General features: G+C 63.9%; 17 protein-coding genes. 7 read left to right on the forward strand and 10 right to left on the reverse strand.

All coding sequences use genetic code 11. The features are described from left to right. The first annotated feature begins 11 nt into the window (after positions 1–11). Positions 12–371: a hypothetical protein gene (locus tag NO357_RS15890; RefSeq protein ID WP_306736687.1), complete on the forward strand. Its 360-nt coding sequence runs from the start codon at positions 12–14 to the stop codon at positions 369–371. Between the two features lie 116 nt (positions 372–487). Here NO357_RS15890 and NO357_RS15895 read toward each other — a convergent pair whose 3' ends face one another. Next, complete coding sequence (locus NO357_RS15895) at positions 488–1,291, reverse strand: SDR family NAD(P)-dependent oxidoreductase (protein ID WP_306736688.1); 804 nt, start codon at positions 1,289–1,291, stop codon at positions 488–490. Next, positions 1,284–2,810 carry a class I adenylate-forming enzyme family protein gene (locus NO357_RS15900; RefSeq protein WP_306736689.1) on the reverse strand — a complete coding sequence of 509 codons (1,527 nt, stop codon included), beginning with the start codon at positions 2,808–2,810 and terminating at the stop codon, positions 1,284–1,286. Before NO357_RS15900 ends, NO357_RS15895 begins: the two co-directional genes overlap by 8 nt. 118 nt (positions 2,811–2,928) lie before the next feature. Between NO357_RS15900 and NO357_RS15905 the strand changes: the two genes are divergently transcribed. The 4 genes from NO357_RS15905 (at position 2,929) to aat (ending at position 6,162) form a co-directional block, all read left to right on the forward strand. Beyond that, positions 2,929–3,465, forward strand: coding sequence for a helix-turn-helix domain-containing protein (locus NO357_RS15905; protein WP_306736902.1), 537 nt, complete (start codon positions 2,929–2,931; stop codon positions 3,463–3,465). 158 nt (positions 3,466–3,623) lie between these two features. Then, the gene (gene accB / locus NO357_RS15910; RefSeq protein WP_306736690.1) at positions 3,624–4,130 is read left to right on the forward strand and encodes an acetyl-CoA carboxylase biotin carboxyl carrier protein; all 507 of its coding nucleotides are present in this window, start codon (positions 3,624–3,626) and stop codon (positions 4,128–4,130) included. A gap of 24 nt (positions 4,131–4,154) precedes the next feature. After that, positions 4,155–5,507, forward strand: coding sequence for an acetyl-CoA carboxylase biotin carboxylase subunit (gene accC, locus NO357_RS15915; protein ID WP_306736691.1), 1,353 nt, complete (start codon positions 4,155–4,157; stop codon positions 5,505–5,507). A gap of 19 nt (positions 5,508–5,526) precedes the next feature. Beyond that, positions 5,527–6,162: a leucyl/phenylalanyl-tRNA--protein transferase gene (aat, locus tag NO357_RS15920; RefSeq protein ID WP_306736692.1), complete on the forward strand. Its 636-nt coding sequence runs from the start codon at positions 5,527–5,529 to the stop codon at positions 6,160–6,162. On the opposite strand, the gene NO357_RS15925 is transcribed toward aat, so the two are convergent. The 3 genes from NO357_RS15925 to NO357_RS15935 are packed head-to-tail and all read right to left on the reverse strand — an operon-like array spanning position 6,126 to position 7,361. Next, positions 6,126–6,485 (reverse strand): DUF2155 domain-containing protein, encoded by a 360-nt coding sequence (locus NO357_RS15925; protein WP_306736693.1) that lies wholly within the window; start codon positions 6,483–6,485, stop codon positions 6,126–6,128. The two genes, aat and NO357_RS15925, sit on opposite strands and share 37 nt — an antisense overlap. After that, complete coding sequence (mlaD, locus tag NO357_RS15930) at positions 6,482–6,955, reverse strand: outer membrane lipid asymmetry maintenance protein MlaD (RefSeq protein WP_306736694.1); 474 nt, start codon at positions 6,953–6,955, stop codon at positions 6,482–6,484. The genes NO357_RS15925 and mlaD overlap by 4 nt, the downstream gene beginning before the upstream one ends. A 22-nt stretch (positions 6,956–6,977) precedes the next feature. Then, complete coding sequence (locus NO357_RS15935; protein ID WP_306736695.1) at positions 6,978–7,361, reverse strand: NADH:ubiquinone oxidoreductase subunit NDUFA12; 384 nt, start codon at positions 7,359–7,361, stop codon at positions 6,978–6,980. A gap of 193 nt (positions 7,362–7,554) precedes the next feature. Between NO357_RS15935 and NO357_RS15940 the strand changes: the two genes are divergently transcribed. Beyond that, positions 7,555–8,280 (forward strand): FkbM family methyltransferase, encoded by a 726-nt coding sequence (locus tag NO357_RS15940; RefSeq protein ID WP_306736696.1) that lies wholly within the window; start codon positions 7,555–7,557, stop codon positions 8,278–8,280. Beyond that, positions 8,277–9,404, forward strand: a complete 1,128-nt coding sequence (locus tag NO357_RS15945) for a glycosyltransferase family 61 protein (protein ID WP_306736697.1) — start codon at positions 8,277–8,279, stop codon at positions 9,402–9,404. Before NO357_RS15940 ends, NO357_RS15945 begins: the two co-directional genes overlap by 4 nt. An 11-nt stretch (positions 9,405–9,415) precedes the next feature. Here the strand turns inward: NO357_RS15945 and clpX are convergent, their stop codons facing one another. The 5 genes from clpX to NO357_RS15970 all read right to left on the reverse strand — a co-directional run bounded on the left by clpX (position 9,416) and on the right by NO357_RS15970 (position 14,330). Beyond that, the gene (gene clpX / locus NO357_RS15950) at positions 9,416–10,690 is read right to left on the reverse strand and encodes an ATP-dependent Clp protease ATP-binding subunit ClpX (protein ID WP_306736698.1); all 1,275 of its coding nucleotides are present in this window, start codon (positions 10,688–10,690) and stop codon (positions 9,416–9,418) included. A 135-nt stretch (positions 10,691–10,825) separates the two neighbouring features. After that, complete coding sequence (locus NO357_RS15955; protein ID WP_306736699.1) at positions 10,826–11,455, reverse strand: ATP-dependent Clp protease proteolytic subunit; 630 nt, start codon at positions 11,453–11,455, stop codon at positions 10,826–10,828. A 211-nt stretch (positions 11,456–11,666) separates the two neighbouring features. Further along, positions 11,667–12,932, reverse strand: coding sequence for an NAD(P)/FAD-dependent oxidoreductase (locus tag NO357_RS15960; protein WP_306736700.1), 1,266 nt, complete (start codon positions 12,930–12,932; stop codon positions 11,667–11,669). Between the two features lie 68 nt (positions 12,933–13,000). After that, complete coding sequence (locus tag NO357_RS15965) at positions 13,001–13,720, reverse strand: c-type cytochrome (RefSeq protein WP_306736701.1); 720 nt, start codon at positions 13,718–13,720, stop codon at positions 13,001–13,003. Then, on the reverse strand, positions 13,710–14,330 hold the full coding sequence (locus tag NO357_RS15970) for a thioredoxin family protein (RefSeq protein WP_306736702.1): 621 nt from the start codon (positions 14,328–14,330) through the stop codon (positions 13,710–13,712). Before NO357_RS15970 ends, NO357_RS15965 begins: the two co-directional genes overlap by 11 nt. Positions 14,331–14,432: the final 102 nt, after the last annotated feature.

Here is a 14,432-nt window from a genome sequence, read left to right on the forward strand (position 1 = left end):
GAGCCGACGGGATGTCTCCAATCGAACCGACCGGTGCATCCGCCTTGGCGCGGGGGTCGCCGCATCACACGCAGATCAGCTTTTCTGCCCGTTCTGCCGCGGATCGGGCGTCTGCCATTCAAGCCCATGCCACCGCGGCCGCCGCCGCTCCGGTCGAAACCGTGCAAGCCGTGCCACAGGCCCAAACGACACAGAAACCACGCCTCAGGGCCGAGCCGTCGCCGACGGTCGACGCCGCGGTCCCGGCCACAACCTCACGGCCCGGGTCCACCGTGCTGTCCAAGCCGATGACCGCCGTTCTGCTGCACGAGCTGCGCCTGCAACAGGAACTCGCCGACGTCCAGGAAGAAAAGCAAAAGAAACAGCCGTGATCCGCTGGGTCCCACGTCGGGGCAGCGCGCGGCAGCGGGGCGGGTGCGCCGCCAGGCCCCCGATCACCGTCGCCGAACGGGGGCCAGTCAGTTCGCACCCTTTCCATGCAGTGGCCCTACTGCGCGGTCCAGCCGCCATCCACTGGGATCACCGTGCCGGTCACGTTGTGGGCGATCGGCGCGCACAGCCATAAAGCCAGCGCGCCGATCTCCGATGGATCCGAGGTCCGCTTGGTCGGCTGCTTCTCGCTCAGGAGATCCGCGATTCCCTTGTCGCGGTCGCCGCCGAACTGCGCCGCACGTTCCGCCACCTGCGGCTCGATAATCGCCGTCTCGGTCCAGCCCGGCGCAATGCAGTTCACCGTCACGCCGCCGGACGCCTTGCTGCCGGCATCGGCATATTCCAGCGCCGCCACCTTGCTCATTCCCACCAGCCCGAATTTCGACGCCACATAGGGCACCTTGTTCTTTGACGCCACCAACCCGTGCACGCTGGCGATGTTCACCACCCGGCCAAAGCCGCGCCTGGCCATCCCCGGCAGGATCCCGTGCATGGTGTGATAGGCCGCCGACAGGTTCACCGCGATGATCGCATCCCATATCTCGCGGGTCACATCCTTGAGCGCCGCCGTGCGCTGAATACCGGCATTGTTGACCAGGATATCCACCGGTCCCCAGGCCTCGACCGCTGCCAGCATCGTTTCGATCTGATCCGGATCGCGCATGTCGGCTGGAAAGAACCGCGCGTCTGGCGCGCCCTTCGCCTGCAATTCGGCGCAAACCTCCGCCGCCTCGTCTGGCGTAGCCAGACCGTGCACCGCGATCCGCGCCCCCGCCCCCGCCAGCGCCTCGGCCACCGCCAGACCGATGCCCTGGACCGAGCCCGTGACCAGCGCAGATTTTCCCTTGAGATCAGTCATTTGCCACATCCTCCAGCATCTCTCTCAGCTTGGTCTTCAGCACCTTGCCGTAGTTGTTCTTCGGCAGCTCCCCCAGCACGAAATAGGCCTTGGGCCGCTTGAACCGCGCGATGTTGGCCAGGCAGTGCGCATCTAGCGCCGCCTCGTCCAGCGCGTGCCCCGGCTCCATCACCACGAACGCCACCACGTCTTCGCCCCACTCGGGATGCGGGCGGCCCACCACGCTCACCTCGCTGAGCTCGGGCATTTCCAGCAGCACCTCTTCCACCTCACGGGGATAGATGTTGGTGCCGCCCGAGATGATCATGTCCTTCGACCGGTCGCGCATGGTGACATAGCCGTCGGCATCCATGCTGCCCACGTCGCCGGTCCTCAGCCAGCCGTTCACCAGCGTCTTCGCCGTGGCCTCCGGGTTCTGCCAGTATCCCGGCATCACCACGTCGCCGCGCACCATGATCTCGCCGGGCGCATCCGGCGCCACGGGGTTGCCGTCGGCATCGCCGATCCGGACCTCGACAACCGATTGCGCCCGTCCGACCGAGCCCAGCCGCTCGCGCCAACGCGGGTGCGCGCGGTCGCTCACATCGCCGCGCGACAAGGCCGAGATCGCCATCGGGCATTCTCCCTGGCCATAGATCTGCACGAAGACTTCGCCGAACCAGTCCACCGCCTCGACGATATCCGCCAGGTACATCGGCCCGCCGCCATAGACGATGGTCCGCAGCCCCTCACCGCGCGCGCCCACCCGCTTCGCCGCATCGGTCATCCGCTTCACCATCGTCGGCGCCGCGAACATGTGCACCCGATCGTGATGCGCCGCCAGATCGAAGATTTCCGCCTCGTCGAACCCGCCCGAGGCCGGGCAGGCATGTTTCGCTCCCACCATCACATGCATGATGTTGTAGATCCCGGCCCCGTGGCTCAGCGGCGCGGCATAGAGCGCGGTATCCTCCGGATGCACCTGATCGACATCGACGAAATAGCTCAACGCCATGTTCGTCAGCATCCGGTGGGTGATCATCACCCCCTTGGGCCGTCCAGTGGTGCCCGAGGTATAGAACAGCCACGCCAGGTCGTCGGCCCCACGCGACACGGGCGCCGCCAGCGGCACCGCCGCGGCGATCTCGGCAAAAGGTTCGGACGACAGACAGACGATCTCGCTCCCTGCCCCGGCCTCGACCAGCGCCGCGCTCAGCCCCGGCGAGGCGAAACTCACTCCGGCCTCGGCGTTTTCGATGATCCATGCCGCCTCGCGCCCGTGCAGCTTGGCATTGATCGGCACCGCAACCGCGCCCGCCAGCCAGATTCCGTACTGCACAATCAGATAATCGGGCACGTTCTTCATGAAGATCGCCACCCGGTCGCCCGGCCCGATGCCGCGCGCCGTCAGCCAACCCGCCAGCTGCATCGCGCGGGCATAGAAACCGGCATAGTCGGCCACCGCCTCCCGCCCGGAAAACAGTGCCGGCCTGTCGCCGTGAACCTGCGCGATGCGTTGCAGATAAAGCCCGATATTCATGGCATGTCTCCCCTGGCGCACGTGTTATCAAACCACTCCCCCCGACGCTGGGCAATTGCGTAGAAATACGCGCCCACTTGAGCCTGCCTGCAAAAGGCCGGAAACTGCCGCCATGTCGCTGTCCGAAATCGCCTTCGACAATGCGCCGATCGGCCTTGCCCTGCTGGAAGACCGCATCATCCGGCGCTGCAACCTGGAATTCGCCGGCGTGTTTGGCGGCCGGCCCGAAACGTTCATCGATACCCCGATGGCCGCGCTCTACCCGTCGCGGGCCGAGTTCGAATCCATCGGCGCGCGCGGGCTCAAGGTGATGCGCGCGACCGGCCATTACCGCGACGAACGCATCATGCGCCGTCGCTCCGGCCAACTTTTCTGGTGCCGGGTCCGAGGCCAGTCGCTCACCCCGGACGATCCCTTCGCTCGCGGCGTCTGGTCCTTCGCCGACCTCAGCCACGACCGCCCCGTCGTCGCTCTTACCCCGCGCGAACGCGATGTCGCTATTCTCACCGCCCGCGGCTTGACCTCAAAGGAAATCGGCCGCGATCTCGGGCTGTCCTACCGCACGATCGAAGTCTACCGCGCCCGGTTGCTCGAAAAATTCGGCGCCCGTAAGCTGCCCGAACTGGTCGCCAAACTTACCGGCATGCCGCTCTGAACGCCGGTTTCGGTTCGCATTCTTCCAGACGACGCCCCACTTTCAACCCGAGCGATGGCGCTTTTCAGCCCGATTTCCTTGCCCTATAAGGCGCAGAGGACAAGATAGCCCAATTGCACATCTGGCTGTGCACGGGACCCGACCTGTCGAGGACAAGCATGACCAAAAAGACCGAGACCAACCAAAACGACGTGGCCTTCATCCAGGCCCTGGCCGAGATTCTGGCGGAAAATGACCTGACGGAACTGTCGGTGAAACGCGAATACGACGAAAACGACAGCCTGAACGTCCGCGTCAGCCGCCGAGCCGAGGTCGTGGCCCAGGTCAGCGGGCCTGTCGCAGCCGCCGCGGTGCCCGCTCCGGCCCCAGCAGCCGCCCCAGTATCAGCGCCGGCCGACACCCCGGCCACGGCGGATGACCCTGCCAGCCACCCCGGCGCCGTCACCTCGCCGATGGTCGGCACGGTTTACCTCCAGCCCGAACCGGGCGCCCCCGCCTTCATCTCGCTGGGCAGCACCGTGGCCGAAGGCGACACGCTGATGATCGTCGAGGCGATGAAAACGATGAACCACATTCCGGCGCCGAAATCGGGCACCGTGAAGCGCATTCTCGTCGATGACGGCGATGCCGTCGAGTTCGGCACGCCGCTGGTCATCGTCGAGTAAAAACCGTTCAATAAGGCGCTGAATATGATCGAGAAAATCCTTGTCGCCAACCGCGGAGAAATTGCGCTGCGCGTCATTCGGGCGGCGCGAGAAATGGGCATCCAGTCGGTCGCGGTGCATTCCACCGCCGACAGCGACGCGATGCATGTCCGCATGGCCGACGAGTCGGTCTGCATCGGCCCCGCCCCGTCGCCGCAATCCTATCTCTCGATCCCCGCGATCATCGCCGCCTGCGAAATCACCGGCGCCCAAGCGATCCACCCGGGCTACGGCTTCCTCAGCGAAAATGCCAGTTTCGTCCAGATCATCGAGGATCACGGCCTCACCTTCATCGGCCCAACCGCCGAACATATCCGCATCATGGGCGACAAGATCACCGCCAAGGATACGATGAAGGCGCTAGGCGTGCCTTGCGTGCCGGGCTCGGACGGCGGCGTGCCCGATCTTGAAACCGCGCTGAAGATCGGCGAGGAGATCGGCTACCCGGTGATCATCAAGGCGACGGCGGGTGGCGGCGGCAAGGGCATGAAGGTCGCCCGCAACGCCTCCGAGATGAAATCCGCCTTCCAGACGGCGCGCGCCGAGGGCAAGTCGAACTTCGGCAACGACGAGGTCTATGTCGAGAAATACCTGCAGACGCCGCGCCACATCGAGATCCAGGTTTTCGGTGACGGCAAGGGCACGGCGGTGCATCTGGGCGAGCGCGATTGCTCGCTGCAGCGCCGTCACCAGAAGGTGTTTGAAGAGGCCCCCGGCCCGTCCATCAGTGCCGAAGAGCGCGCCCGCATCGGCAAGATCTGCGCCGATGCCGTGGCCAAGATCAACTACATCGGCGCCGGCACCATCGAATTCCTCTACGAGGATGGTGAATTCTACTTCATCGAGATGAACACACGCCTGCAGGTCGAACACCCCGTCACCGAAGCCATCTTCGGCGTCGACCTGGTGCGCGAGCAGATCCGCGTCGCCGAAGGCCTGCCGATGTCCTTCACCCAGGACGACCTGCAGATCAACGGTGCCGCCATCGAGGTGCGCATCAACGCCGAACGCCTGCCCAATTTCGCGCCCTGCCCGGGCCGGATCACCCAGTATCACGCGCCCGGCGGGCTGGGCGTGCGGATGGATTCGGCGCTTTATGACGGCTATTCGATCCCGCCCTACTACGACTCGCTGATCGGCAAGCTGATCGTGCATGGCCGCGACCGCCGCGAGGCGCTGGCCCGCCTGCACCGTGCCTTGGGCGAGCTGATCGTCGACGGCGTCGACACCACCGTGCCGCTGTTCAACGCGCTTCTGCAGGAAGACGACATCCTCGAGGGCAATTACAACATCCACTGGCTGGAACGCTGGCTCGCCGCAAACATGAACGATGGCTGATGCGCCCGGGCGCGCTGTCATGACCATCACACCCGAACTCATGCTGCACGCCTATGCCTCCGGTATTTTTCCAATGGCCGAGTCCCACGACGACCCGGAACTCTTCTGGGTCGACCCGCGCCGCCGCGGCATCATCCCGCTCGACGGCTTCCACATTTCCCGCTCGCTCGCTCGGCGCATGAAGAAAGGCGGCTATATCGCCACGATCAATGAAGATTTCCCTGGCCTGATTCACGCCTGCGGAGACCGCGACGAGACCTGGATCAATCCCACCCTGATCGAGCTTTACCACCAACTCCACGCCATGGGTTTCGCTCACAGTTTCGAGATTCGCGACCTCGACGGCCTCTGGGGCGGGGTTTTCGGCCTCACCCTCGGCGGCGCCTTTTTCGGCGAATCCATGGTATCGCGGCGCACCGACGGCTCGAAAATCGCCCTGGCGCATCTGGTCGATCACCTGAACCGGGCCGGTTTCACGCTATTCGACACCCAGTTCCTGACCCCGCATCTCGCCTCGCTGGGCGCCATCGAGATCCCGCGGGCCGACTACCGCCTCCGACTGGAAGACGCCCTCACCCATCAGGGCCGCTTCACCGAAACGCCGGTCGAACAGAATCCCTATTCAGTGATACAGCGCAACACCCAGACGTCGTAACGCCGGTGATCCATCGCGTTCAGCGCCGGAGACGACGCAATCATCCAGCCCGTGAAGATCGGATCCTCCGAACTGACCTCACCGATCGCCAGATAGGCATAGGCATCGCCTGACGGGTTGCCCGCGGGATAGCGACATTCCCCCAACGCGATCATGATGCGGCCCATCGGCACCACGTCGCCGTTCAAGACCCGCAGGTCCTGGACCTCGCCCGTCAGTTTGTCGAGACCGCGCAGCATCGCCCCCTTGGCGACCTCGACCTCCTCGGCCTGCACGGCCGCCGCACAGAGCGCCATCCCCAGCGCAACCAGCGGTCGGATCATTGCGAGGCCTCGCCGCCGCCGTCCTCTTCGCCGCCACTGCCGACATATTTCAGCAGCAGGTTGATCAGCGAAACCGCGCCCTGGGTGTCGAGGATCTCGTCCCCCGGCTGGTAGCCAAACGGCGAACCGCCGGGAAAGATTTCCACGAAGTTTCCGCCCAGGAGGCCCTCGGAAGACACCACCACCGCGCTGTCATCCGGAATCTCGATGCCCTTGACCACCGAGAACGTGGTGTCGGCACGGAAGGTCTCCGGGTTCAGCTCCACGTCCGTGACCGTGCCGACCTTGACCCCGGCCAGCCGCACGTCGGTGCCCACGGTCACGCCTTCAACCGAGCGGAACGACGCAGACAACGGATAACCGCCTGTTCCAGTGGCGAACCCGGTGGCCTGGCCAGCATAGATCACAAACCCGATCGCCACGGCCAGAACCGCACCGCCGACCAGAACTTCTCCGGTATTTTCCGCCATGTGTCCTCAGCCTTTTCCGGGCTTATTCCGGGGTCCACGCCTCGTAGTCGCGGCGCTCCTTCGGCTCCTCCGCCCGCAGCGATCCGCTTGGCGCATAAGCCAGCATCGTGCCGGTCAGGTTTTCCTGGTGTGGTTTCTCCCAGGCCTTGTGCGCCAGCGGCTGCTCGCTCGGCACCGCATCGAACGTATGGTGCAGCCAGCCATGCCAGTCAGCACTCACCCGGGTGGCCTCGGCCTCGCCGTTGTAGATCACCCAGCGCTTTTTACCGTCGCGCGACCGGTAGAAGCGGTTGCCCTGCTCATCCTCGCCGACCTGGACGCCCTTGCGCCAGGTATAAAGCTGAGTGTTCAGCGTCGACCCGTTCCACCAGGTGACCGCACGCAGAAGGGTTTTGATGATGCCCATGGATGCCTCCGCATGTCCTGCACCCGATATGGCGCAACTTGGGGCCAAGGTCCAGCCCGCGCGGCCCGGGATGCATCACTTCTGACATAAATTCGCGCAATCCTTGATTTTCCTTTGTATCCCCCAACGCGGTTGTGACAATTTCAAGGAAACACGTGCGCCGCAAATGGCGCCACCCAGGCAGAGCAGGACCATGAACCAACACTCCCCCATCCCCACCGGGGCGGACGGTGTCGCCGCCGCATTTATGGGCATCGAGGTGCCCGGATCCCCGTTTCTCAACGACACCCGCATCGACCGGATCAACTCCGGGCGCTACGAAGGCCAGGAAATCGCCGCGGCGCTGCATGTCATCGGCAGCGACGACCGTGTGATCGAGCTCGGGGCCGGTATCGGCCTGGTCGGCGCGGTCATCGCCCGCAACGCCAGACCGGCGGCACAGATGGCATTCGAGGCCAACCCGGCATTGATCCCGCATATCGAGGCGCTCTATGCGCGCAACAAGATCAAGTCCAAGATCACCCTGCGCAACGAGGTGCTGCTCACCCAGCCGGAATCGCCCGAATACGTCACCTTCCACATCCGCAACAGCTTTCTCGGCTCCTCGCTGGTGCAGGACCCGCGTCGCCAAAGCACCCCGGTCGAAGTGCCCACCGCCAGCTATGACGCCTTGCGCAGCCGCTTCAGGCCCAGCGTTCTGGTGATGGATATCGAAGGCGGCGAACTCGATTTCCTGGAACATGCCGACCTCACGGGCCTGCGCGCCCTGGTGATCGAGTTCCATCCCGGTCTCTATGGCGTTTCCGGCATGCGCCACTGCAAGTCGATCCTGCGCGACGCCGGGTTCCGCAAGATCGAAGACTATTCCACCCGCACCGTTTGGGCGTGCGAGCGCGCGGAGGACGCGGCCGGCACATGAAATCCCGTCCCTTCGACCTGTCGCCGCCCAAGCCGCATCGCGGCTGGTCGTCGGACCTGCTCGAGCTGGAAAACGCATATGCCGTGCCGCCGCAGGAAAGCGATTTCATCCAGCCGGCGGGCGTGCTGCACGCCGATGGCCGCTATTGCCCACGCGGTGCGCTCTGGCGCAAGCACCGCCCGATGACGCTGCGACCCGAACGGCCTCTTGGCGACGTTCCCCGGCTTGGAGGCACCTGGCTCTGGGGCGGCATGCTCTGGGGCCATTTTGGTCATTTCCTCGTCGAAAGCACCAATCGGCTCTGGCCCCTGCCCCAGCTTGAAGACCGGCTCGACGGCCTTCTCTACATCCCCAAGCGGCCCCGGCGCGAGGACAAGGTGTTCACCTTCCAGTCCGATTTCCTGCACCTGCTCGGGTGCGACCTGCCGGTTCGCGTGATCACCGACCCCACCCGGGTCGAGCGGCTTTTCGTGCCCGGCCAGGGCTTCGGCCTGGGCGAGATCGCCGCCGGCACACCCGCCTTCCGCGACACGATCCACAGCCGCTTCGGACGTGACATCGCCCCCGACGGCCCCGCCCGGCTCTACATCAGCCGCAGTCGCCTTGGTCCTGGCAAGGGCGGGCTGATCTACGAAGACGACATCGAAGCCCGCCTGGCCGACCACGGCTACGAGATCTTCCACCCCCAGGCGCACGATCTGCCGACTCAGGTCGCGCGCTACAAGGCCGCCGATACGATCCTCGCCTCCGAAGGCTCGGCGCTGCATCTCGTCGGCATGACCGCACGCGCCGACCAGCGCATCGGCACGCTACTCAGGCGGCGCTCGCACGCCACCGCAATGATCGAGAAACACATCACCAGCTTCTCAGGTCGCGCCCCTGTCATCGTCGACGCACTCATTCGCAACTGGCGCCCGAAGAACACCCCGCGCAAACACATGTGGCAAGGCGAACACGACCTGCCACAACTGCAAAAAATCCTGGAAACCGAGGGGTTTATCGACGCCGGGGGCACAGCCTGGCAAGCCCGCTCCGAAGCCCAGACCGCACAGGAACTGGGCCCGCGGTTCGAATTGGCCAAGTCTTATGCCCGGCACCAGAAGGCCGGCGTCACCGCAGCGTAAGGCCGCCGGGCTCAGCCCGCGCTGGCGCCTTCCTGGGCCTTGCTGTCAGCATAGATGATCAGCGGTTTCGCCTCCGAGTGGATCACCGCTTCCTCGTTCACCACCACCTCTTCGACATTCTCCATGCCCGGCAGTTCGAACATCGTGTCCAGTAGCACGTCCTCGAGGATCGACCGCAGCCCGCGCGCGCCGGTCTTGCGTTCGATGGCCCGCTTGGCAATGGCCTTGAGTGCATCGTCGGTGAAGCTCAGCTGCGCATCCTCCAGCTCGAACAGCCGCTGGTACTGTTTGACCAGCGCGTTCTTGGGCTGGGTCAGGATGGTGACCAGCGCCTCCTCGTCAAGATCCTCCAGCGTCGCGATCACCGGCAGACGGCCGACGAATTCCGGGATCAGGCCGAATTTCAGCAGATCTTCGGGCTCGAGATCCTTGAAGATCTCTCCGACGTTGCGCGCGTCGTTGTCGCGCACATCAGCCCCGAAGCCCATGGCCGAGCCTTTGCCGCGCTGCGCGATGATCTTGTCCAGCCCGGCAAAGGCGCCACCGCAGATGAACAGGATGTTGGTGGTGTCGACCTGCAGAAATTCCTGCTGCGGATGCTTGCGCCCGCCCTGCGGCGGCACGCTGGCCACGGTGCCTTCCATCAGTTTCAGCAGCGCCTGCTGCACGCCTTCGCCGCTGACGTCGCGGGTGATCGAGGGGTTTTCCGACTTGCGAGTGATCTTGTCGACCTCGTCGATATAGACAATGCCGCGCTGGGCGCGGTCGACATTGTATTCGCTCGACTGCAACAGCTTGAGGATAATGTTCTCGACATCCTCGCCAACATAGCCGGCCTCGGTCAGCGTCGTGGCGTCCGCCATGGTAAACGGTACATCAAGAATCCGCGCCAGCGTCTGCGCCAGCAGCGTCTTGCCGCAGCCGGTCGGACCGATCAGAAGGATGTTCGACTTCGCCAGTTCGATGTCGGACGACTTCTGCGAGTGGTTGAGCCGTTTATAGTGGTTGTGCACCGCCACCGACAGCACCCGCTTGGCCATCTTCTGGCCGATCACGTAGTCGTCCAGAACGTCGCAGATCTCATGCGGCGTCGGCACACCTTCGGCGCTTTTCAGCCCGGCGTTCTTGGTCTCTTCGCGGATGATGTCCATACATAGCTCGACGCATTCATCGCAGATGAACACGGTCGGCCCGGCAATCAGCTTGCGCACCTCATGCTGGCTCTTGCCGCAGAAGCTGCAGTAGAGCGTGTTCTTGCTGTCGCTACCGCCAGAGTTGTTCGACATGATCGTCCTTTCAGGCCCGTCTCGCGTTTCATTGCCGTCGCCGGCTTGTCCCCTTGCCCGGCTCAAGCTTAGGCCAAGCCCCGGCGGGTCACAATGTCAAATTCGCCCCTGCGCCGATTGGCGTCCGAGACGTGCTTATCCCTCGTCGTCCGTCTTGGCGCGGCTTTCCACGATCTCGTCGATCAGGCCCCAGCCCTTGGCCTCTTCCGGCGACATGAAATTGTCGCGTTCCAGCGCGGCCTCGACCTCTTTCAGCTTGCGGCCGGTATGTTTGACATAGATCTCGTTCAGCCGCTTCTTCAGCTTCAGCGTCTCTTCGGCATGGATCATGATATCCGTCGCCTGTCCCTGATAGCCGCCCGAGGGCTGGTGCACCATGATCCTGCTGTTGGGCAGGCTGTAACGCATCCCCGCCTCGCCCGCGGTCAACAGAAGCGATCCCATCGACGCCGCCTGGCCGATCACCAGCGTCGACACCTTCGGCTTGATGTATTGCATCGTGTCATAGATCGAGAGCCCCGACGTCACCACGCCGCCGGGCGAGTTGATATACATCGAGATTTCCTTACTGGGGTTCTCGGCCTCGAGATGCAGAAGCTGCGCCACGATCAGGCTCGACATGCCGTCATGCACCGGGCCTGACACGAAGATGATCCGCTCCTTCAGCAGGCGCGAAAAGATGTCATACGCCCGCTCGCCCCGGCTGGTCTGTTCGACCACCATGGGCACGAGGGTATTCATGTAAATCTCGAAGGGATCTTTCATCTGTTCCTGCCTGTTCTCAACTTGCGTTTCGTTTTAGCGCCGAGGTGCTAACGGAGTCTTAGTCATGCGCTCAAGGGGCTGCAAGGGCACCGGCGAAAAACGCCCCATCACGAACGCGAAAAGGGCGCCGCCCACGCCACGCCCCTTTCTTCATCTTGCCCGAAATACTCCGGGGGGTCCGGGGGGCTGGCCCCCCGGCGCCCGGCATCGTTCAGCCGAACATGTCCGCGGTGATACCGGCGTACCAGCCGACCGATTCCTCGAAGGTCTGCTTGCGCAGCGCATCGTCCTCGCCGACCTGGCTGATAAAGCCGTCGACCTTGGCGATCTTCTCGTCGGTGGCCTTGTAGGTCGCGCCCACCTTGACGCCATCGTCGGTGTCCAGCAGCGACCAGCAGGTGTTCGAGAACTTGGCCGGGAACACCTTCGACCCCGTGAGCGCGCCGCGCACGGCCATGGCGCACACCTTGGCCTGGCTGTTGGCCGAGAAGCCCGATTTCGGCATGTCGCCCTGGCTGCAGGAATCGCCCAGCACATGGATGTTCTCGTCCATCTTGCTGACCATGCTGTGGCCATCGACCGGCGCCCAGCGGCCATCGGTAATGCCGGCCATGTCGCAGATCTTGCCCGCCTTCATCGCCGGGATGACGTTGCAGGCATCGACCTTGGTCACCTCGCCGTCGATGCTGACGGTCATCTCGTCGGCATTCACTTCCACCTTGTCGCCGCCGAAATCCTGGCCGATCCAGTCGATCATGCCGTCGTAGTGACGCGACCAGCCATCCTGGAACAGCGCCATCTTCGAGAATTTCGGTTTCGGGTCGGCAACGATGATCTTCGCCGTCGGATTGATGTTCTTCAGCAGGTGCGCAACCATCGAAACCCGCTCATACGGTCCCGGCGGGCAGCGGAACGGGTTCGGCGGGGCGACCATGGCAAAGGTGCCACCGGCAGGCATGCTCTCGATCTGCGCTTTCAGCAGCTCGGTCTGCGACCCGGCCTTGTAGGCATGCGGCATCTTGTTCTGCGCCGCAACGCTCCATCCCGGCACGGCACCGTCGACGAAATCGATCCCCGGGCTCAGAACCAGTTTGTCATAGGGCAGCACCGCGCCGCCTGCCAGCGTCACCGTCTTGGCGTCGCGGTCGATGCCCACGGCCCAATCGTGGACCACGTTGACGCCCTGCTTGGCCAGCCCGCCATAGCTGTGGCCGATCGAGCTCAACTCGCGGAAGCCGCCGATATAAAGGTTCGAGAAGAAGCAGGTGTAATACATCCGCGTCGGCTCGACCAACGTGACATCGATCTCGCCGTTGCTGTCCTTGGCGATATAGCGCGCCGCCGTGGCGCCGCCGGCACCGCCGCCGACGACCACGACCTTGGGTTTGCCGTGGCTGGCCGCACGCACATGCGGTGCGCTGAGCGCCGCCGCGGCGGCTGCCCCGGTTCCGATAAAGGCGCGTCTGTCGAGTTTCATGTCATTTTCCTCCCATGACCATGAGTGAGAATATTTGCGTGGTATTGCTGTGTTTCATCGTCGCCGGCTTACTCCAGCTTGCCGAAATACGCGGCCAGCGCCGCGATCTCTTCATCGGTGAGCCGCCCGGCCATCATCTGCATCACCGGATGCGGCCTGATCTTGCGCTTGTAGGCATGCATGGCGATGACGAAATCCTCTTCCGGCCAGCTGACGATGCCCGGGATGCCATCGTAATCACCATCGGCCTGATGACAGGTGGTGCATTCGTTCGACAGGTACTCGCCATAGTCCGGATCGCCCACCATTGCCAGGATCTCCGGCGGCAACTCGACCTCGGGCGGGCGTGCCGTCGGCGCGGCTTCGGGAATGTTTTGCGGGTTGTCCGAGAATTGCCGCAGATAGGCCAGCACGTCGTCGCGTTCCGTCTTGTCGTCCAGCCCGTCGAAACTCATCCGGGTATCGGAAACCAGTGCCTTGGGATTGGTGAGATAGGCGTCGAGATGCTCCAGATCCCACACCATTCCCAGCTTGCCCTCACGCGTCAAGCCTTTGGAATATTTGTAGTTTTCAATCGAACCGGCGGTTCGGCCGAAGATCCCGTTGAGATGTGGCCCGATGCCGTTTTCGGCTCCGGCCCCAACCTCGTGACAGCCGACGCAATAGTCGAACACCTCGGCCCCCGCCTCGGCATCGCCGATCGGCTCGGCATGGCCCTCTCCCCAGGCCGGGGCCGCCACCGCCACCCCGAGCGCCAGCGCCGCAGCGCCCAGAACTCTACCAGACATCCGGATCAATCCCCTGTTCGCGCAGTTTCTCGAACTTGTCCTGCAAGAACCGCTGGAAGCCCTGGTTCTTGTAGTCCTGAGCCACCACGTATTCGAGCGAACTCAGGTAATGGAACGGCTTGAGGTATCCCGGCATACGGAACACCTCGGCCTCCCGCAGCGTGCCCGCGCCCGCGTTTTCGGCATGGAACAATTGAGTCGTCGGGGTGAACTGCACGCCCCATTTTTCAGCCAGCCGCCGTTCTTCCAGCGTTTCGCCGTCGAAATCCCGGACCTCGCGGGCGCCGAACATGTCGAGCTGAATCACGTCGAAATGCGCCTGAATGAAGTCGGTGATCTCCGCGCGCTGGAAATTCACGTAGTGCAACTCGCGGCAATAGGGGCAACCGTTCTGCTCCCAGATCACCATCAGGTTCCGGCCATTGTCGGCGGCGGCCTGAAGATCGTCGCCCAGTTCCAGGAAACTGTCGAGGAACCACGGCTGCTTGTGCAGCCCGTCATCCCCGAGCTCGACATGCACCTCCGCGCCGGTGTCACTCCCGGCCCCCAACACTGGCCCCGCGGCCGCCAAAGCGACCCCCGACGCCAGCACGCTGCGTCGCGTCAACATGGCAACTCCTCCCTGTTACCACCGCCAGTATGACACGCCGGACACGAAACGCCAAAAAAATAATCTCATCCGAGAATGTTTGCATGCCTGCATCCGATGCGT

This window comes from Marimonas arenosa (genome assembly GCF_030848945.1).
In the GTDB taxonomy this organism is placed as follows: Bacteria; Pseudomonadota; Alphaproteobacteria; order Rhodobacterales; family Rhodobacteraceae; genus Marimonas; species Marimonas arenosa.